Raw genomic sequence first — 19197 nt, 5'->3', positions numbered from 1 at the left:
GTGGAGATTCGAGAGTATTGGCGGATCCTTCGCGCGGGTTGGTGGATCGTCGCTCTCGCGACGGCCATCGGTGTCGCCGGGGGGTATGCCTACACGTTCTTCACGACGCCTCAGTACCAAGCGTGTGCTCGTTTGTTCGTCACCACCGAAGGCGGCAGTTCCGTCGGTGAGGCGTACCAGAACAATCTCTTCTCGCAGGAACGCGTGTCCTCCTACGCCGGGTTGGCCACCAGCACACAGGTTGCACAGCGAGCCGTCGATCAGTTGCAGCTGCAGGAGTCCGCGGCGGAACTGCGGTCCAGGATCACTGCGACGCCGATCGAGAAGACGGTGTTGCTCGACCTGTGTGCCACCGATGCCGATCCCGCAGTCGCCCAGGCGTTGACCAACGCAGTCGCCGGGCAGCTGACGCAGGTGGTGCAGGAACTCGAAACGTCCCAGCGCGGCGGCAACCCCGCGGCCGGTGCCACCATCGTCGATCAGGGTGACGTTCCGACGGCACCGATCGGGATGGGTCTGTTCGTCGCCCTCGGTCTCGGCGGCGCTGTCGGCTTTGTCGTCGGCCTCGCCCTCGCGTTGCTTCGCGGTCTGATGGATCGCTCCATCCGCGATCGTCCACGCGCCGAGGACGTCTCGGGCCGTGTTGTACTCGGTGGTCTCCCGGTGGATGCGACGCGTCCCACCGTGCCGGTCGCGTCGATGGCGACGATGGGTGAACCACTGCGCATCCTGCGCACCAACATTCGCTTCCTCGGTGGCGGCTCGCCGCCGCGTGTCATCACCATCACCAGCGCGGCCTCGGGCGAAGGACGTACCGGTACCGCCATCGACCTCTCCGCCGTTCTCGCCGAGGCCGGGCACACGGTGCTGCTCGTCGGCGGCGACTTGCGAAGCGCCACCCTGGGCACCCGCTTGGGCATCGAGCAGAACAGCGGCTTGTCCACCGTCCTCTCCGGCGAGCACAGCGTGGACGATGCCATCCAGAACGATGTGTTCGACGGTGTGTCGGTGCTTCCTGCGGGGCCGGTGCCGCCGAACCCGAGTGAGTTGCTCGGATCGGACCGCGCTCAGGAGGTCCTGACAGCGCTGCGCGGCCACTACCGCTACGTCATCGTCGACACCCCGCCTCTGCTCGATGTCACCGACGGTGCGATTCTCACTGCATTGTCCGACGGCACAGTAGTTCTCGCCCGTACCGGTCGCACCACGCGTGACAAGCTGCGACGTGCGATCAAGGCAATCGACGGCGTCGGCGGCACCGTGCTGGGAGTGGTGACCACCTTCGAACCCGCGGCCCGACGCCTCCTCGGTGGCAGCTCCGCGGCGGACGACTCCAGTGAAACGTCGGCTGCTGCAGAGAGTTCCACTGTCCCGTCCGTGCAAGCAGCTCCATCCGGACCCGCCCACGCCGCGGCCGTCAGGCCGAAGCCGGCGAAGAACGACTCTGCGACGTCCTCGGCGAGCAGAGGATAGCTCCTATGTCAGGTGGGTGGACGGTCCGAGTCGGCGTCCTGGTGACCGCAGCCGTGGTGTCGATCTCCTGCTCGCAGCAGGCTCCGATCGTGCTGCCGCCCGGCGCGCAGACGGCTCCCGTCACGGCCTCTCCGGCGACGTCGGAGCCGCCGCCGCCGTCCAATGTCGGTGGTACCGAGCCGGGTTCGTTGATCTCGGCCGAGCCGATCGAGGACATCGCAGCAGACGTCACCGAGTTGGGGGCTACCGCGACTCGTGTGGTGTACCGATCTACGTCGGGAGTCACCGGGGAGGCGACGGAGGTATCGGGCACCGTGGTGATCCCGGGTGGCACCGCGCCCGAGGGTGGCTGGCCGGTGGTGTCCTACGGTCACGGTACGACGGGTGTGCTCGAGGCGTGTGGGCCGTCGAGGTACGCCAACCTTCTCGGCAGTGCCCCCATCGTGGCGGCGCTGGTGCTCAACGGCTTCGCCGTTGCCATGACCGACTACCAGGGGCTCGGGCTCGGTGGCTCGTATCACCCGTACCTGGACTCGAAGACGTTCGGCTACAACATGATCGACGCAGTCCGTGCGGCCAGGAACTTCATGCCCACCCTCAGTTCGCGTTGGGCCGCCTACGGTGTCTCGCTCGGCGGCATGGCGGCCTGGGCGGCAAGCGACCGCAACGCCGAGTACGGCGGCGGGCTCGAGCTGGTGGGCACCGCGGCGATGGTGCCGGTGTCGGACATGTCCGGCCTGGCCGATGCTGCCGCGAATCAGACACTGACGCGGGCCCAGTACCCGCTGCTGATGTACGCGCTGCACACGTTGGCGATCAGTCATCCCGAGATGAACCTCGACGACTACCGATCCGGGTTGGCTCGGGAGCGGTGGGACGACTTCATGGAGTGCGTACCGCCGAAGTCCGACGACGTGCCGGGGCTCTTGGCGGGTCTGCAAGCTGCGGACCTGACGCCCGTCAGCATCGAAGCGACGGATCGTCTGCGCGGTTACCTGGCGGATATGGCTCTGCCGCAGCAGCGTTCGACGACACCACTGTTGGTGATGTACGGCAGCGAGGACGATCTGATTCTCGAACCGTGGACCGAGAAGGCGTTGCAGCGCGCCTGTGATTCCGGAGATCTCGTCGAGTACGAGTTGCATCAGGGTGAGGGACACGGCAATCTGGACAGCAGTCGATCGCTGCCGTGGGTCAAGGGCATGTTCGCCGGTCAACGACCGGTGAACACGTGCGAGCTGAATCGATGATCGCCCCCACGGGTGTGCCGACCCTCAAGGACTACGGCCGTATTCTGTTGTCCGGCTGGGCATTGATTCTCGCCGCGGCGATACTGTCGGCTGCAGCCGGGTGGTTGGCGACGCAGTTGGTCGAGCCGACGTACACCGCAGCGTCTCGGGTGTTCGTCACCGCGCCCGGTCCCACGTCGCCCAAGAATTCGCTCGACGGCAATCGCGGGTCACTGGTTCGCGTCGAGACGTATGTTCAGTTGGCCACCGGGGAGCAGGTGTTGCGACGCGTCATCGCCTCGCAGGGGTTGGCGGTCGAACCGGAGGCGCTGAAGAACGACATCACGGTGGTGCCCACTCCGGGCTCGGCCTTGATCGAGATCTCGGTGGTGAACTCCGAGGCCGAGCAGGCTCGAGACATTGCCAATTCTGTTGCAGTGCAGCTCATCAAGCTCGTCGGTGAAATCGATCTGGGTGCCAACGGAGCGGTGTCGGCAGTGACGCTTGTCGATGCGGCCACCACTCCCGATCAAGTCACGACACCCAAGCCGACGAGCAACATGATTCTGGGGGGAGTGATGGGCACGATCCTGAGCAGTGTGCTGGTTCTGGCATTCGGAATTGCACGCGACTCGATCGACCATCGCGATCAAGTAGAGAACATCGTGAAGCAGGCGACCGCTGCCAAGCGGACGTCTGCTGTGGAGGGGGTCCGATGACACTGTCGCGAACGAGCCGCGCAAGCCGAGCGAGCGGTGCCTGCGCACTGGCCGTGATCCTGGCGACGTCGGGGTGTTCCTCCGACGATCCGCCTGCCGACCCGTACTCGGTGTCGCAATCCGCAGCGTTCGGTGCGACGCTCGACGCCGATTACGGTGAAGCGGGCCCCGGTTCGCTCGAGAGTGCACAGCAATTGCTGACCATCGATCGCCGGGTCAGCGCTGTCTCCTCGGTCGCCGCTCGGGTGGTCTACTCGTCCACCTCGGGCGTGGACGGGTCACCGCAGCGCGTCTCGGGCACGATCTTCGCACCGGAAGGCACACCGCCCGAGGGTGGTTGGCCGATCATCGCGTACGGCCACGGCACCACCGGCGTGCTCGAGGACTGCGCACCGTCGACCGATCCCGAACTGCTCGGCAGCTCGCAGATCGTCGCCGCGCTGGTGCGCTCCGGGAACGTCGTCACGGTGTCGGACTATCAAGGACTGGGGCTGGAGGGTTCCTACCATCCCTATCTCGACGCCCGTACCGTCGGCAACAACCTCATCGACTCTGTGCGGGCCGCCCGCAAGCTCATACCCGAGGCGTCCACCAAGTGGGCGGCGTTCGGTGGGTCCCAGGGCGGTCAGGCTTCGTGGGCCGCAAACGAACTCGCGAGCAGCTACGGCGAGGGCCTCGACTTGGTCGGCTCGGTGAGTTTGGTACCGGCGGCCGATATGGTCGGTCTGGCGGAGGCCGCCGCGAACGGCACGCTCACCGACGATCAGAAGCCACTGCTGCAGTGGGTTCTGGTGGGCTTGGCCCAGTCTCACCCCGAGCTGGACCTGGACGACTACAGCAGAGGCATCGTCGCCGAGAAGTGGGACGAGCTCTCGGCGTGTGGCGGCGCCCTCGCTGCCGACCGCACGTCCCTGGCGGCGCAGATCAGCGACGACGATCTGCGTCCGGCAACCCCCGAGGCGACGGCGAAGCTCGCGGAGTACCTGCGGCAGATGAGCTTGCCGATGTCTCCGGCCGCCGCACCGATGCTGGTTCTCTACGGCGGCAAGGACACGTTGATCTCGCAGTCGTGGACCGAGGCCGCCATCGCGGCCGGCTGCGCAAGCGGCGACACGATTCAATCTGTGCTCCAACCGAATTCCGGTCACGCAGACATCGACGGTGCTGCTGCGTTCGGATGGCTCGAAGACCGGTTCGCCGGTACCGAGGCCATCAGCTTCTGCCCGCCTCCTGCGTTATGACCCTTCAGAAGGTACCCATGACCGCCACACCCGACAGCACTGCGACCGCCGCCACCGCGGTCGCCGATGCCGGTACCAAGCGACCTGCCCGCATCGTCGGGCTCGACGGCCCCCGCGGGTTCGCCTGCCTGTGCGTGCTCGCCGTGCACGTCGGCGGACACTATTCGCCGCAGACCGTCCTGACCTACAAGCTCGGGGTGCTGGGACAGGGGTTGATCTTCTTCTTCGCGCTGTCGGGCTTCCTGATCTTCCTCCCGATGGTACGAAAACTGTTCGCCGGCAAACCGATGCCGAACAACGTCAGCTACGTGATGCATCGACTGCTGCGGGTGTTTCCGGCGTACCTGTTCATCTTCTTGTTCGCCAACTACGTGATGCGTGCGGTGTTCGTGGAGAACGCCGCTGTGGCCGAACAGCATTTCACCGACAACGGTCTGGGCATCCTCACCGATCCGTTGACGCTGGTGGCCAATTTGACGCTGGTGCACACCTACATTCCGAGCATGATCCAGACCGGGATCAATCCGTCGTGGTCGTTGTCGCTGGAGTTCGCGTTCTACATCGCGCTACCGCTGCTGACGAGCATCGCGTTCTTCCTGCGCAAGCGTACGACCATCTCGGCACCGGTGTTGGCGTTGATTCCGGTGGTGATCATGTTCGTCATCGGAATCACCGGAAAGCTCTACACCGCCTCGCGCGTGGGGCCGTCGGGCATCACCGATCCGAAACTGCTGGAATGGGGACCCAACGAGATCGCGGTGCTCAGTCGTAGCTTCTGGTCGCTCGCAGACAATTTCACGTACGGGATGCTGGCAGCGGTGGTGTTCGTCGCGATCGACAACGGACTGCTGAAGGGCGCGATCGTGACCCGGCTGCGGTGGTGGACGGGCATCGCGATGATTCCCACCGCGGTGATCTCACTGATGCTGATCGATATCAATTCGCGCTGGCAGACCTCCACCGTGTCTTTCGGATCGGCATTGCTCATTCTGTTCATCATCGTGCCGCTGGCACGCGGTGAGCGGTCGAAGTTCGCCGAACGGGCCGATTGGGCACCGCTGAGCTACGTGGGCATGATCTCGCTCAGCGTCTACCTGTGGCACTTTCCCATCCTGATCATGTTGGGGCGCTTCGGATGGATGGCAGGCGACAGCCCGTTGGGGCTGCTACGGAATTTCGTGCTGGTGAGCGCGGTGAGCATCGCATTCGGAGCGGTGACGTACCGCTTCATCGAGAAGCCGTCGTTGACGTACGCCCGTAGATTCAAGGCGAGCAAATAGGTTCATGCACACCGTCCGTAGGCTCGCCGCGCCGCTGATGCTCCTGCCTCTGCTCGCGGGATGCGCCGTTGTGGTGCCGCTGGGAAGTCAGGCGCAGGGGGCACTGGCATCGGTGGTGCGTGGGTCCGATCCGGAGCCGATGGACATTGCTGATCCCGGTACCGGAAGCGGCTCCATCGTGAGTGCCGAGACGATGCCGAATCTACCGCTGCCGGTGCGGATGTCGGGTATCGATGCCGCGAGGGTGGTGTACCGCTCGGTGCAGCCGGGTGTGGGCGAGCGTGAGGTATCGGGCACGGTGTTCACCCCCTCCGGTGATGCGCCCGAGGGAGGGTGGCCCGTCATCTCCTACGCCCACGGCACCACGGGTATCGAGGAGGCCTGCGCGCCGTCGAGGTCCGCGTCGCTGCTGGGCGCGTCGGCGCTCGTACAGGGTTACACCACAGCCGGATTCGCGGTCGCCATCACCGACTACGAGGGCCTGGGGCATGCGGGCAACCATGCGTACCTGGACAACATCACCGCCGGCTACGACGTGATCGATGCCGTACGGGCATTGCGTACGGTCTTTCCCGATGTGGGTACGCAGTGGGCTGCGTTCGGTGGTTCACAGGGCGGTGGTGCTGCCTGGGCTGCGAACGAACTTGCAGGCTCCTACGCGCCGGAGCTCGATCTGGTCGGTGCCGTGGCTCTGGCACCCACCGCGAACATGGTGGGCCTGGTGGACAAGGCGGTGGCGGGTACGTTGACGGAGGACCAGGGGCCGGTGCTGCAGTGGATACTCGAATCACTCGCTCGGCGTGACGAGAACGTCGATCTCGACGATTACCGCAGCGGCAACGCCGAGCGGGACTGGGACACGCTCACCCAGTGCACAACGGACAAGGCGGGTGCGCGCACCGATGCGGCGAAGAGGCTCGGCAGCAACGACTTTGCACCCGATTCCCCTGCGGCCGCGGCGGCGCTGCGTGACGAGCTGACGCAGATGGCCCTGCCGAAGGGACCGGCGTCGGCACCGATGCTGGTGGCGTACGGAGATGCCGACACCTACATCGACGTGGCGTGGACCGATGCGGCACTGCAGTCGGCATGCAGGCTGGGCGATGTCATCACCATCGACCGGCAGGCCGGTCGTGGTCACGGGGACGTGAACGGCGACAACGTCAATCAATGGATAGGGGATCGCTTCGCCGGGACACCGGCGCAGAACGACTGCACGTGAGTAGGGGAAGGGTCATGGGGTTTCGACAGAACGCGAAGGTGCGGGCCAAGGACGTCGTGAAGAAGCGTCTCGGACGCGGCATTCCGGTGGAGACGATCGACGAACCGTATCTGGTGGTGGCGGTGCTGGGGCAGTCCAATGCACACGGTGGGGGTCGCGGGTTGGATCGATCGGGTCTCGATGCGCCGCATCCGCGGGTGCATCAGTGGGCTGCGTCGGGCCGGTCGAAGAACACCATCGTGGCGGGCAGCAATCCGCTGTTCCACGAAGTGCCCTCCAAGGCAGTCGGATTCGCTCCGACGTTTGCCGCGCGGCTCGCCGACGCGACGGGTAGGCCGGTATTGCTGGTTCCGTATGCGCGCGGTGATTCGGGCTTCGCACGGATTCACGGTATCTCCTGGGATCCGGCGGACACCGGGGCGCGAGTCAATCTGTTCTGGGATGCATTGCAGCGCATCCGAACGGGACTGGCAACCAAGCCAGGCAACGAGCTCGCGGCGGTGCTGTGGCATCAAGGGGAGAGCGATGTGCCGTTGCTGAGCGGGCCGGTGTACGCGGAGAAGCTCGACAGCCTGATCGACACGCTGCGCGGCGAGTTCGGCGACGTTCCGTTCGTCGTGGGTCAGATGGTGCCGGACGAGATCGAATCAGGGGAAGCGAACTACGCCGTCATCGATGCGGTACACGCCGATACGCCCAGACGTAGGGCAGGAGTGGCGTACGTGCCGGGTCCTAGGGGGCTCTACAACAGCGAGACCGAGAAGATTCACTACAACGGCGAGGGGCAACGGGAACTGGGACGGCGGATGTGGGAGGCGTTCGTCGGCATGTCCCCGAGCATCCGACGTTCGACCGACAATGCTTGACACAGGCCGTGAATGCGGCGCTAATAGGTGGTCGAGAGTGACCGGAATGGGGCTTCCGGAGAAGTCGGCAACGCAGCGGACGCGTCTGGTTAATGCAGTAGAAACATGTAACGACCTGCGGGTTCGTGTCGATCAACATACCGTTACCAAGTGACACGATAAGTACGACAAGATAATCTGCACGACGGGGTGGCACGGAGCTGTGTCGATCACGCAGGGGTTCGGCAACGCGTACGTACCGAGGGGAAATCAGTGTCAGTCAGCGATCTGGAAGCGCAGAGTTCGGTCGTCTCACGGCGCGACGCACGACGGTTGCGCAGGGTGACGTCGCGTCGTGAATGGGAAACGCATTACACCGAGGGTCTCCGTGTCACCGACACGGTGGTCGTTCTCGGTGCGGTGACGGTGGCGCAGATCATTCGCTTCGGTGACATCGATTTTCGCGAGCCGTGGTCCATCGTCGGCTACTTCGGGATATCCGGAGTACTGGCCATTCTGTGGCTGACGTTTCTCGCCATCTTCCGCACCCGTTCACCACGGGTGATCGGCAACGGGTCGGAGGAGTACCGCCGTATCGTGTCGGCCACGTTCCGGCTCTTCGGAACCATCGCGATCCTCTCGCTGCTGTTCCGTCTGGACATCGCCCGCCTGTATCTCGCGATCGCACTACCCGTCGGACTGGTCGGGCTTCTCCTGAGTAGATGGGTATGGCGGAAAGTAGTGTCGCGCAAACGTGCTCGTGGCGGATACCAAACCTCGGTGCTCATCGTGGGTAGTCGTAGTTCGGCTCTGGCCATGGCCAAGTCGTTCGAGCGTTCCCCCGAAGCCGGTTACAGCGTGGTCGGTATCTGCCTGCCCAATTACGAGCCCGGCAACGACTCGTCGTTCACCATCGACGGCGTCGAGATTCCGGTACTCGGTGATGAACACAGTGTCGTCGAGGCCATCGAGACCTCTGGTGCAGACACCGTCGCGGTGACGGCCACCGAACACATCGGCCATCACGGACTGCGAAAGATGGTGTGGGACCTCGAGAAGAAGAAGGTGGACCTCGTGGTGTCGCCGGGAGTGGTGGACGTGGCAGGTCCGCGTCTGGTGATGCGCCCGGTGGCGAACTTCCCGCTCATCCATGTCGAGAAGCCGCAGTACAACGGCGCGAAGCGATTCAGCAAGACGGCGTTCGACTTCCTGTTCGCTGCTTCGGTGCTGCTGCTGATTTCACCGGTTCTGATCACCCTCGCCGTGATCATCAAGCTCACCAGCAAGGGCTCGATCTTCTACAAGTCCGAGCGAATGGGCATCGACGGCAAACCTTTCCAGATGATCAAGTTCCGCAGTATGGTCCAGGATGCCGACAAGCGAGTGCAAGAACTGGCTGCCCTCAACGAAGGGGCCGGCGGGGTGTTGTTCAAGATGCGCGAAGACCCACGGGTCACCCCGGTGGGCAAGGTGATGCGCAAGTTCAGCCTCGACGAGCTGCCGCAGTTCGTCAACGTGCTCAGGCGCGAGATGAGCGTGGTGGGTCCGCGGCCGCCGCTGCGCAGCGAAGTGGAGACGTACGACGGTGAAGTCCGCCGTAGGTTGCTCGTCAAGCCGGGCATCACCGGGCTGTGGCAGGTCAGTGGCCGATCGGATCTGTCGTGGGAGGAGAGCGTGCGCCTCGATCTCTCGTACGTCGAGAACTGGTCCATGACAGGGGATCTGCTGATCATCGCCAAGACCGCTGTCGCCGTCCTCAAGAGCGACGGCGCGTACTAATAGCTCCGACGCTCATCCTGCGGTCGGTCGGTTTTGTTCGTATCATTGCGCAATGACAACTGTGTCGCAGAACGGACGTGATGTTTCCATGGGGCAGAACACGTTTCACGATTTTCTGGCAGATCGCATCGACGTGATCGCGAAGGTTCATCTGAACAGGTCCACGTCGTTGCACGCAGTCATCTCCGACAGTGTCGACGCCTACACCTCGGCGTTTGCGGAGTATCACGGCACCGAGGCACCCTTGGATCTTCTCGCTCCTGATGTTCGCTCCGAATTGAGCGACTTCATTCACCGCTGCGCCGAGGCCGTCGAGGAGCCGGAAAACCCGCAGTTTCCCGTTCGTCGCTGAGAAACCTTCGCTTTGCTGGTTGTTCAGCTAGTCCTGTGACCGCAGTCTCCTGGGTGACGGGCGTGATCGCCTGTGTTTACTATTCCCTTGTGTGTGCGTGACCTGAAGGCTCTGTCCTACAGGAACTTACTGTGACGGGTCGTCACGGGCTCTTGTCGAGTACGCCATTGTTCAGAACGACCGACGGGGAATGGAACAAATGCGAATCACTGTGTTCGGTACCGGCTACCTCGGTGCCACTCACGCGGCATGTATGGCCGAGCTCGGCCACGAGGTTCTGGGCGTGGACGTGGACCCGGCGAAGCTCGCGAAGCTCGAAGCCGGCGAGGTCCCGTTCTGGGAGCCCGGTCTCGAAGAGGTGCTGCAGCGCAACATCGCCGCCGGACGGCTGCGCTTCACTGCGTCGTATCAGGAAGCTGCGGACTTCGCAGAGGTGCACTTCCTCGGTGTCGGTACTCCCCAGAAGAAGGGTGAGTTCGCGGCCGACATGAAGTTCGTCGACTCGGTCATCGAAACTCTCGCGCCGCTGCTCACCAAGCCGGCCGTCATCTTCGGTAAGTCCACCGTCCCCGTTGGAACGGCGGAGCGGCTCGGCAAGATCGCTCGCGAACTCGCGCCGGCCGGCGACGACGTCGAGGTCGCATGGAACCCCGAGTTCCTGCGCGAGGGCTTCGCCGTCAAGGACACTCTGCACCCCGACCGTCTGGTGCTGGGCGTCGATCGTGCCCGGCCGGGTCGCGCCGAGGAGCTGGCTCGCGAGGTCTACGCGCAGCTGCTCGAGGAGAAGATCCCGTTTCTGGTCACCGATCTGGCGACTGCCGAGCTGGTCAAGGCGTCGGCCAACGCGTTCCTGGCGACCAAGATCTCGTTCATCAACGCCATTGCCGAGGTGTGCGAAGCCGCGGGGGCAGATGTCACCGTGCTCGCCGACGCCATCGGCCACGACGAGCGCATCGGCCGCAAGTTCCTCAATGCCGGTATCGGCTTCGGCGGTGGTTGCCTGCCCAAGGACATCCGGGCATTCATGGCGCGGGCCGGTGAACTGGGCGCTGACCAGGCATTGACGTTCCTGCGCGAGGTCGACAACATCAACATGCGACGCCGTACTCGGATGGTCGAGCTGGCACGCGAGGCCTGCGGGTCTCTGCTCGGTGCCCGGGTCGCCGTGCTGGGCGCAGCTTTCAAGCCCGATTCGGACGACGTCCGCGATTCACCGGCCCTGAACGTTGCCGGGCAGATCCAGCTCCAGGGGGCCGCGGTCAACGTGTACGACCCAAAGGCGATGGAGAACTCCCGCGCCCTGTTCCCCACCCTGACCTACAGCAGTTCAGCGCTCGAAGCCTGCGAGGGTGCTGACGTGGTGTTGGTGCTGACGGAGTGGAAGGAATTCAAGGCCCTCGCTCCGAAGGATCTGGAGGGCGCGGTGCGCAAGAAGACGCTGATCGACGGGCGCAACTGCCTGAACCCGGAGCAGTGGCGGGCGGCGGGATGGAACTATCGCGGGCTGGGTCGTCCTTGATCGCTGCTGCATCGTTGTGAATCGCAGGCGTCGTTCAGTCGAATGAATTCTCGCTGATTGCGAGCTCCTAACCGGCGAGAATGGTCTTTAGTACCGGTTTCCGATTTGTATTCGGTGCTTAGCACGATTTACGGTACTAATCACGTGCGCTGGTTTGTCATTTGAAGCGTGCGACTTGCTCTGTGTGGATATTTGCCGAATAACAGCTGTGGATCTTGTTAGGCATCACATGTCAAGCGCAATTCAGTTGCTACGTAACAGTTCTCGGCTCTATGGCGGCTTTTTTCGGCTGCACGGCCTACGGCGTAGCACCGTTAGCTTCGGTGTGGTAAACACCTTGAACGCTGTTATTGATTTGTGATCTGCATCGCTCGCGTGGTGGTAGCGCTATCCACGTGGGACTATTTCAATTCGATACCAGTTGAAATTCGGATTGGTCTGGATCGGATATGTGCTGACCGATGGTGAGCACTCGAGTACAGAGGAGGGGAGCACGTGGCATCTGTCGGGGCTGCACAGCGCTCTCTGTGGGGATCTCCGCGTCGACAGGACGCGGTGGTGGCTCGAAGGCTCACGTCGCGCCACGTATGGGAGAGCCAATACGTCCGGCGGCTTCGGGTGACCGACGTCGTTGTTGTCGCTCTGTCGGTGGGTCTGGCTCAGATCGTGCGCTTCGGTGGTGTCGAATCCACAGGCCTCCTCTCGACGGTGTCGTACACGGGCCTGTCGGTCGTCATCGCCGGAGTGTGGATCGCTTTTCTTGCGATCTTCCGTACGCGATCCCCGCGAGTCATCGGCAACGGTGCGGAGGAGTACCGACGCATCGTATCGGCCACGTTCCGCCTGTTCGGTGTGATCGCGATCGTGTCTCTTTTGTTCCGCATCGACATCGCTCGCCTGTATCTGGCTATCGCTCTGCCGGTCGGGCTGATCGCACTGCTGATGAGCCGGTGGATCTGGCGCAAGGTCGTCAATCGGCTTCGAAGCACGGGCGAGTACAAGACGTCCGTCCTGATCGTGGGCAGCCGTTCAGCCGCGGTGTCGATGGCACAGTCCTTCGAGAGGTCCCCCTCCTCGGGTTACGCGGTGGTCGGAATCTGCATGCCCGGGTACGAGGCTCCGCGGGACGGCCTGGTTCACGTCGAGGGCACCGACATCCCGGTACTGGGCGATGAGCACGACGTGCTCGAGGCGATCGAGGAGTGTGGTGCAGACACTGTTGCGGTGACGGCCACCGAGCACCTCGGCCACAAGGGGATCCGCAAGATGATCTGGGATCTGGAGAAGACGAACGTCGACCTGGTGGTTGCGCCGGGAGTCGTCGACGTTGCCGGTCCGCGATTGGTGATGCGGCCCGTCGCAGGGTTCCCGTTGATCCACGTGGAGAAGCCTCAGTACAACGGAGCGACGCGCTTCAGCAAGACCGCGTTCGACCTCACTTTCGCCGCTCTGGTGCTGGCACTGATCTCGCCGATCCTGCTGGCTGTTGCTATCGCCGTGAAGACCACCAGTCGTGGTCCGGTGTTCTACAAGTCCGAACGGATGGGCATCGACGGCAGGCCGTTCTCGATGATCAAGTTCCGCAGCATGACCGTGGACGCTGATAAGCAGGTTGCCCACCTCCTCGATCAGAACGAGGGCGCCGGCGGGGTTCTGTTCAAGATGCGTGACGATCCGCGGGTGACATCCGTCGGCAAGGTTCTGCGGCGCTTCAGTCTCGACGAGCTGCCGCAGTTCGTAAACGTTCTCAAGCGTGAGATGAGCGTGGTGGGGCCGAGGCCTCCGCTGCGCCGCGAGGTCGAGACCTACAACGGTGAGGTTCGTCGGCGACTGTTGGTCAAGCCTGGAGTCACGGGTCTGTGGCAGGTCAGCGGCCGATCGGACCTGTCGTGGGAAGAGACTGTGCGGTTGGACCTTTCGTACGTCGAGAACTGGTCGATGGTGGGAGATCTGCTGATCATTGCCAAGACCATGAAGGCAGTAGCTGGGAGCGACGGGGCGTATTGAGTTTGCCCAAGTCGGGTGTTCGTCGCGCTGTTCTCGTGTCGGGAGGGTCAGGAATTCAATGAGCAAGTCGGTTGCAATCATCGGTACGCGGGGATACCCGAGCTACTATGGCGGATTCGAGACGCTGGTCAGGCGTCTGGGGCCATACCTGGCCGAAGAAGGCTGGGACGTGACCGTCTATGGACGTCCAGGCGCAGTCAAGACGGAGGACCCCATGCTGGACTCGCGGGTGTCATCTGTGATGACGAAGGGTCTCGAAACCAAGTCACTCAGTACGCTCAGCTACGGCTTGACGTCGTCGCTCAGCGCGGCCCGTCGCAAGCCCGACGTTGCGTTGATCATGAACGTGGCCAACGGATATTGGCTTCCACTCCTCCGTTCTCGCGGCATTCCGACGGTGGTCAATGTCGACGGTATCGAATGGGAGCGAGCGAAGTGGGGCACCAACGCCAAGCGGGTGTTTCGTGGCGGAGCTCGACTGACGGCGAAGTATGCATCGGAGTTGGTTTGCGACTCGCATGAGATTCGGCGACGATGGCAGCACGGTTTCGGGCGCGACGGAGTGTTCATTCCCTACGGCGGCGACGCTCCTGACCGGCTTCCGGTCGTCGAGGGCCTGAAGTCCAGAGAGTACGTCTTGATCGTGGCTCGGTTCGTTCCCGAAAACACTGTTCCCGAGTTCCTCGAAGCAGCCAGGGAACTCAGCAAGAAATGGAACGTCGTGATCGTCGGCTCCTCCGGCTACGGCGGAGAGCTAGACCTCGCGGCAAAGAAGTTGGCTGAGGAATCGCCCCGCGTGCAGTGGCTGGGTCATGTTAGCGACGACAAGAAGCTCTTCTCGCTATGGCAGCATGCGGGTGCCTACTTTCATGGTCACAGCGTCGGGGGGACGAATCCGGCGTTGGTCCAGGCGATGGCGTGTGGGGCTCCCACCGTTGCCCGGGATACCGTGTACAACCGCGAAGTGCTCTCTAGCGCTGGAACTTTTGTGCAGCCAGATTGTGGAAGCATCATCGCGGGAATCGGTCGCGTGATGACCGATCGCAATTGGCAAGCCGAGTCGGCCGCTGCGTCCTTCCAGCGAGCCCAAGACCTGTATACCTGGGAGAGGGTCTGCAGGGGCTATGAGGACTTGTTGCTGCGACTGGTGGACTCCAACCTGCCCGCAGCGCGAACCGAGGTTGCCGAAAACGCAGGATTAGCGGACGAATAGGGTGTTGACCTCGTGCCAAAGTTGAGAATCGTCTTCGATGCGTACTGGTGGAACAACGGGCCGCCATCCGGTGCCATGGTTCTGAAAGAAATGGTCCGAGCATGGCAAACAGAGTTTCCGGACGACCACATCGCGCTCGCTGTTCCTAAAGCCTCCGGAAAGACAGTCACAAAGGCGAATCCTCAGCTCCAGGTAATATCCACGCGACTTCGCGCGCACCCGCTGATTAATGCAATCGAATTACCACATATCTCTAAAAAGTATGCAATGGATGCGATTATCTCACAAAACTTTAGCTCAATCGCTTCAAACTCGAACGTATTCGTGCATGATGCAATCTTTAAGACTAACCCTGAATGGTTTACGCGAAAAGAGCGTATCTACCTGAGCGCCATGTTACCAATGGCGCGTTACGCAAATAATCTGTTCACTTCAACCATTAATGAGAAGAGGCGAATTGAAAGGTTCATATCCAACTCGAATGAGGTGCAGGTAACAGGGCTGGGACTACCGAGCTCCCTGAAGTTGGACTCGATCCCGCCTGCCGGGTACCAATTAACACCACACGCATTCATTCTATCCGTTGGCCGACTGAACGTTCGAAAGAACTTGATAAATACGATTCTTGGCGCGCTTCGATCAGGAGCGGTAACGCCGACGAATCCGCTTGTGATAGTCGGCGGAAGGTCAGGAAAGGTTCCCGATCTGGGACGTCAGATCACGTCCGCAATTGACGACGGTAGTGTGATTCTACTTGGGCACGTGGACGACCAAAACCTGCGGTGGCTGTACGAAAATTGTTCGCTGTTTTGCTACCTCTCTTTGGATGAGGGTTACGGTCTACCGCCAGTCGAAGCTGTCAGTTTAGGTGCGAAGGCATTGGTCAGCGATATCCCGGTCTTTCGAGAGGTACTGCCCGACGGGGTTGCATTTGTCGACCCACTGTCAGTCGATCAAATTGGAACGGCGATCCGTCAATCGCTCGCCACGAGTAGCCCGGGACCTACGTCCGTGCCAACGACATGGAAAGAAGTGGTTCGTAAAATGCGCACAGTGATCATGGACGGACAGGGCGTAACGGAATGAATAAGCGTTCTGGGCTGATCATATCCATGGTTAACAATGCCTACGCAAGATCGCGAGGCATAGATGCGACGATTGACTCGAATGTACCCGCCGCATCCCTAGCCTCCGAAATCGTCTACCGCATTAGGCAGAGGCTTAGGGCTGCTCTGCGGGGATACCCGTCTGCTTACTTTGGTAGTGGGGTGACGATTCGTTCAAGGTCGAGACTCGAAATGGGCAGCAACGTCGTATTCGGATCACGCGTAGCTATAAACGCGCTTTCCATCAACGGTGTATCAATAGGGAATAGTTGCACACTCGATGACGGGGCTACGCTCAGGGGTAGCGGTGTAATTCGCAACCTAGGGATCGGCATCGTTATTGGCGACAGGTCAGCTGTAGGAGCCGGGAATATTATACTCGGCCAGGGTGGCGTCCGGATTGGTAAGGACTGTCTGCTCGGACCAAATGTAACTATAGTATCTGAAAATCATATTTTCAAGGAAAGAACCGTTAACATTCGACAGCAAGGCGAGTCGAGATCCCCGGTCTCGATTGGGAATGACGTGTGGATAGGGGCCGGCGCCACCATTCTTGCTGGGGTAACCATAGGCGATGGTGCTGTTGTCGCGGCTGGCGCTGTGGTCCGCGACGAAGTCCGCGCGTACTCAATTGTCGGTGGCGTTCCGGCGCGGCAAATTGGAGAAAGGGGAAGCTCATAAATGATGTGAAAGTTGCAATAGTGACTGAATCTGCGTCCGTGTGGGGGGCTGAGCATAGCCTTCTAATCCTTCTTGAGCAGTTCAAACAACAAGGAATCGAAGCTACAACCGTGTTGGCTCAGGGATCTCCATTCAAGAGAATTCTGGATACCCGAAACCATCGTGCCATTGAATACCGATTTGCGAAGCACCCGGCTCTTGCTGGCGGCAGCTTCTCTACTGCGTCACGAAACGACATCGCGAAAGAGCCATTTAACGTACTTGCATCTGGCGTGCGATTGGCGAAAGTGCTGAAGGATTTCGATCTAGCTCTATCTTTTAGTCTTTGGCAGTCGCCGGAGACGATTATTGCTAGCCGAATTCGTCGAATACCATGTGTGCTTGACCTGCATGAGACTTTTTCTGGTGGCCAAAGTGTAAGGCTTACGAAATTTATCGGTAACTTCTGCTCGGGAGTAATTGCGCCTTCGCTGTCGATAGTTCGAAGCAGTGGTTTGACGCTCAGTCCCAAAGTAAGGGTAATTGGAAGACCAGTGGAAGTCGACAAGACGACCAATCAACATAGGAATGCACGACTTCCACTGACGGTGGGGATTTTTGGACAGATAGTACCGCACAAGGGAGTTCACCAGTTAGTCTCCGCCGTCGAGGCTATGCCACAGGGCGCTTTAAATTTGATGGTTGTTGGTGGTACCAAAGAAGCGGACCGTCGTACCCCGTTCGAGTTGGACTTGCGAGAGCGGGTCTCCCGGATGCCGAGATCCCAGTTCTTGGATAGAGTGGGCGCGGTAGGCCCATATATGAGAAAATGTGACTTAGTTGTCAATCTATCGGAGCATGAGGCCTTCGGACGGACGGTGGTGGAGGCGATCAGTTGTGGCGCATATCCCGTCGTGTTGGATGGCTCAGGGCCGGCCGAAATTGTTAATGCAACGGGCGTCGGGAAGGTCATCGAGTCGGTAGAAGATCTAGAAGGTTTTCTCATCAGCCTGTGTGGACCCGGAGGAATGGTGAAGTTGGACGAACTGTTCCGAGACCGCGCTCATTGGCCGGATGCCGTCGATCAGTTCGCCGCGCGTTCCGTTGGTGAACGCTACGCAGCCGCACTCAAGAGCTTCGCCTAGAATGATGAGAGGCACTTGCTAATGACGTCCAGAGCTACCCATGGACTTGCCTTCGCTTCACTCTACCTGGGCGTCTTAATCTTTGGCGCGGTTGGTGCCAGCAAGTACTGGATGCTGCCGCTAGCGGCAGCTGGTGGGCTTGCGGTTCTGACCCTTTGCAGCATGAATAGAGGCTTTGCATGGGCGGTGTACTTCTTTGCAGTCACCGCAAATGGGCTTGTGGTCAGCGCAGGATTTGGGACTCTTCGTCCCGAACTATTGGCGCTTCCAGTGCTTGTAATAATATTGCTACAACAACGATCTAACAGTTGCAGCTTGTCCAATAGTAAGATCCCACGGCCGCTACTTGTATCAGCCGCCATTTGGCTGCTGGTGACGGTACTGTCCAGCTCCTTCGTGGCTCCTGAACATCTGCGAAGCATCTGGATCTGCTTACAGATAGTTGCTGCTGTCGGAACCTACTTCGCGTTGTCGAACAGTAGTGAGAAGGACTTATTCTTCCGGTCTGGAACAATAATTATCTCATCGATCGCAGCACTGAGTATCGCGCTGTATTTGGCCAGTAAGATTGGCGGTATCTACCTCCCACTCGAGTACGGGGTCGCAGAAGATGGTCGCCTGATCGGTCTATCGTTTGAAGTAAATGTCTTCGCGGCACAGTGCGTAGGCTGGTTGGCTGTTATGTTCGCCAATAGAAACATTAAGATGCGACTTCAATACCCCATGGTGCTGATTCTCGCTATTGCTGTTCTACTTAGCGGTACGCGCGCGGCGTGGATTGCGCTTGCCTTGATATCCTGTTTAACAATAGTCGACTTTTTCAGGCGGGGAAAGATCAGCCAATCTATGGGCATGTGTATCGCTGCGCTCCTCGGAAGTTTGTATGTGTTCTCCGGTAATTCAAGTCTGCCGAACGACGACGACTTCGCGTGGAGGGTATCGAACATATTTAATGTTAGCCAGGGCACTGGAGCATACAGACTCGACATCTACTCCATGGCGTTAGCCGACGTAGACGGCATATCGCGATGGCTCTTCGGATCAGGCGCGAATTCATTTTCGCAATACCATCCGATCGATACGACAGGAACAGGGGCCCCCTATCTAAGTTCGGTCTGGGCTGCGGTCCCTTATGACTCAGGCATAATAGGGTTTCTGGCATTTATTGGTCTTATCTATGGATGCGTCTATCGATTCGCGAATCGATGGTCTGGGCTGGTAGTACCTGCGACTCTGTTAATCTGCTCTTCCACAACGAATACAGTGTGGTTCGCCTTCACCTGGGTGTACATCGCAATGGTGGCAGTGAGGGTAGGGGCCCAAGAAGAAAATATCAGCGATCACGATCAGCAATCAGCAGGTCCGAATCAAATCCTTAAGATTCAAAGTAAACAGAAAGTCTTCTGA

At 60.8% G+C, this 19197-nt stretch carries 16 protein-coding genes; all 16 read left to right on the top strand.

From position 1 onward, the window contains the following. The 16 genes from CH295_RS06610 (at position 1) to CH295_RS06535 (ending at position 19197) form a co-directional block, all read left to right on the top strand. Complete coding sequence (locus tag CH295_RS06610) at positions 1-1473, top strand: tyrosine-protein kinase domain-containing protein (RefSeq protein WP_094740130.1); 1473 nt, start codon at positions 1-3, stop codon at positions 1471-1473. 5 nt (positions 1474-1478) lie between these two features. Beyond that, positions 1479-2723, top strand: a complete 1245-nt coding sequence (locus tag CH295_RS06605; protein WP_094740129.1) for an alpha/beta hydrolase family protein — start codon at positions 1479-1481, stop codon at positions 2721-2723. After that, positions 2720-3421 (top strand): YveK family protein, encoded by a 702-nt coding sequence (locus tag CH295_RS06600; protein WP_094740128.1) that lies wholly within the window; start codon positions 2720-2722, stop codon positions 3419-3421. The genes CH295_RS06605 and CH295_RS06600 overlap by 4 nt, the downstream gene beginning before the upstream one ends. After that, positions 3418-4662, top strand: coding sequence for a lipase family protein (locus CH295_RS06595; RefSeq protein ID WP_094740127.1), 1245 nt, complete (start codon positions 3418-3420; stop codon positions 4660-4662). The genes CH295_RS06600 and CH295_RS06595 overlap by 4 nt, the downstream gene beginning before the upstream one ends. Before the next feature lie 17 nt (positions 4663-4679). Continuing rightward, entirely contained in the window at positions 4680-5942 is a 1263-nt protein-coding gene (locus tag CH295_RS06590) for an acyltransferase family protein (protein ID WP_094740308.1), read from the top strand. Positions 5943-5946: 4 nt separating this feature from the next. Then, positions 5947-7164: a lipase family protein gene (locus tag CH295_RS06585; RefSeq protein WP_094740126.1), complete on the top strand. Its 1218-nt coding sequence runs from the start codon at positions 5947-5949 to the stop codon at positions 7162-7164. A gap of 14 nt (positions 7165-7178) precedes the next feature. Further along, positions 7179-8030, top strand: coding sequence for a sialate O-acetylesterase (locus tag CH295_RS06580; RefSeq protein ID WP_094740125.1), 852 nt, complete (start codon positions 7179-7181; stop codon positions 8028-8030). Positions 8031-8297: 267 nt separating this feature from the next. Continuing rightward, positions 8298-9788, top strand: a complete 1491-nt coding sequence (locus CH295_RS06575; RefSeq protein ID WP_094740307.1) for a sugar transferase — start codon at positions 8298-8300, stop codon at positions 9786-9788. A 52-nt stretch (positions 9789-9840) separates the two neighbouring features. Beyond that, positions 9841-10140 carry a hypothetical protein gene (locus CH295_RS06570; RefSeq protein WP_141216974.1) on the top strand — a complete coding sequence of 100 codons (300 nt, stop codon included), beginning with the start codon at positions 9841-9843 and terminating at the stop codon, positions 10138-10140. 199 nt (positions 10141-10339) lie between these two features. Beyond that, complete coding sequence (locus CH295_RS06565) at positions 10340-11659, top strand: UDP-glucose dehydrogenase family protein (protein ID WP_094740123.1); 1320 nt, start codon at positions 10340-10342, stop codon at positions 11657-11659. A gap of 525 nt (positions 11660-12184) precedes the next feature. Continuing rightward, on the top strand, positions 12185-13666 hold the full coding sequence (locus CH295_RS06560; RefSeq protein ID WP_094740306.1) for a sugar transferase: 1482 nt from the start codon (positions 12185-12187) through the stop codon (positions 13664-13666). Between the two features lie 58 nt (positions 13667-13724). After that, positions 13725-14879: a glycosyltransferase gene (locus tag CH295_RS06555; protein WP_094740122.1), complete on the top strand. Its 1155-nt coding sequence runs from the start codon at positions 13725-13727 to the stop codon at positions 14877-14879. Positions 14880-14891: 12 nt separating this feature from the next. Then, entirely contained in the window at positions 14892-15965 is a 1074-nt protein-coding gene (locus tag CH295_RS06550) for a glycosyltransferase family 4 protein (protein WP_094740121.1), read from the top strand. Beyond that, the gene (locus tag CH295_RS28505) at positions 15962-16666 is read left to right on the top strand and encodes an acyltransferase (RefSeq protein WP_094740120.1); all 705 of its coding nucleotides are present in this window, start codon (positions 15962-15964) and stop codon (positions 16664-16666) included. The genes CH295_RS06550 and CH295_RS28505 overlap by 4 nt, the downstream gene beginning before the upstream one ends. Before the next feature lie 20 nt (positions 16667-16686). Further along, positions 16687-17790, top strand: a complete 1104-nt coding sequence (locus CH295_RS06540; protein ID WP_170945779.1) for a glycosyltransferase family 4 protein — start codon at positions 16687-16689, stop codon at positions 17788-17790. 21 nt (positions 17791-17811) lie between these two features. Then, a complete protein-coding gene (locus tag CH295_RS06535; RefSeq protein ID WP_094740118.1) occupies positions 17812-19197 on the top strand; it encodes an O-antigen ligase family protein in 1386 nt (461 codons plus the stop codon).

The organism is Rhodococcus sp. 14-2483-1-2, assembly GCF_002259405.1.
Taxonomy (GTDB): Bacteria; Actinomycetota; Actinomycetes; order Mycobacteriales; family Mycobacteriaceae; genus Rhodococcoides.
This window is presented reverse-complemented; position numbering and strand designations above follow the sequence as displayed.

What these genes read in the sequence shown, in the direction of transcription:
- CH295_RS06585 (WP_094740126.1), top strand. Translation starts at nt 5,947, where the DNA reads ATGCACACCGTCCGTAGGCTCGCCGCGCCGCTGATGCTCCTGCCTCTG.
- CH295_RS06605 (WP_094740129.1), top strand. Translation starts at nt 1,479, where the DNA reads ATGTCAGGTGGGTGGACGGTCCGAGTCGGCGTCCTGGTGACCGCAGCC.
- CH295_RS28505 (WP_094740120.1), top strand. Translation starts at nt 15,962, where the DNA reads ATGAATAAGCGTTCTGGGCTGATCATATCCATGGTTAACAATGCCTAC.
- CH295_RS06565 (WP_094740123.1), top strand. Translation starts at nt 10,340, where the DNA reads ATGCGAATCACTGTGTTCGGTACCGGCTACCTCGGTGCCACTCACGCG.
- CH295_RS06570 (WP_141216974.1), top strand. Translation starts at nt 9,841, where the DNA reads ATGACAACTGTGTCGCAGAACGGACGTGATGTTTCCATGGGGCAGAAC.
- CH295_RS06555 (WP_094740122.1), top strand. Translation starts at nt 13,725, where the DNA reads ATGAGCAAGTCGGTTGCAATCATCGGTACGCGGGGATACCCGAGCTAC.
- CH295_RS06535 (WP_094740118.1), top strand. Translation starts at nt 17,812, where the DNA reads ATGACGTCCAGAGCTACCCATGGACTTGCCTTCGCTTCACTCTACCTG.
- CH295_RS06600 (WP_094740128.1), top strand. Translation starts at nt 2,720, where the DNA reads ATGATCGCCCCCACGGGTGTGCCGACCCTCAAGGACTACGGCCGTATT.
- CH295_RS06595 (WP_094740127.1), top strand. Translation starts at nt 3,418, where the DNA reads ATGACACTGTCGCGAACGAGCCGCGCAAGCCGAGCGAGCGGTGCCTGC.
- CH295_RS06580 (WP_094740125.1), top strand. Translation starts at nt 7,179, where the DNA reads ATGGGGTTTCGACAGAACGCGAAGGTGCGGGCCAAGGACGTCGTGAAG.
- CH295_RS06590 (WP_094740308.1), top strand. Translation starts at nt 4,680, where the DNA reads ATGACCGCCACACCCGACAGCACTGCGACCGCCGCCACCGCGGTCGCC.